This window comes from Nonomuraea sp. NPDC048916 (genome assembly GCF_040649575.1).
Classification (GTDB): Bacteria; Actinomycetota; Actinomycetes; order Streptosporangiales; family Streptosporangiaceae; genus Nonomuraea.
The window spans coordinates 1-540 of record NZ_JBEZFS010000185.1; the positions used below are offsets into that span (position 1 = coordinate 1).

Sequence of the window (540 nt, forward strand, 5' to 3'; positions counted from 1 at the left end):
CGCGCCGGACGGCAAAACCCTGGCCAGCGGCGGCGCAGACGGGGCGGTGCGGTTGTGGGACATGACCGTGACCCCCCACAAGGAAATCGCCAAGCTCACCAGCGACCAGGTCGGGGTCTTCTCGGTGGCGTTCGCGCCGGACGGCAAAACCCTGGCCAGCGGCGGCGACGACGGGACGGTGCGGTTGTGGGACACCGACACCCGCCGTCAGATCGGCGCTCCGCTCACCGGCCACCAGGGCAGGGTCTTGTCGGTGGCGTTCGCGCCGGACGGCAAAACCCTGGCCAGCGGCGGCGACGACGGGACGGTGCGGTTGTGGGACATGACCGTGCCCCCCCGCCGGGAAAGCGCCAAGCTCACCAGCGACCAGGGCAGGGCCTTGTCGGTGGCGTTCGCGCCGGACGGCAAAACCCTGGCCAGCGGCGGCGCAGACGGGGCGGTGCGGTTGTGGGACATGACCGTGACCCCCCACAAGGAAATCGCCAAGCTCACCAGCGACCAGGTCGGGGTCTTCTCGGTGGCGTTCGCGCCGGACGGCAA

The 540-nt window shown here is 71.1% G+C and carries 1 protein-coding gene; it reads left to right on the forward strand.

What is annotated here, in order from left to right:
• Positions 1 to 540: WD40 repeat domain-containing protein (locus AB0C16_RS40355; RefSeq protein ID WP_357691461.1), on the forward strand; the 540-nt coding region annotated here is incomplete at both ends.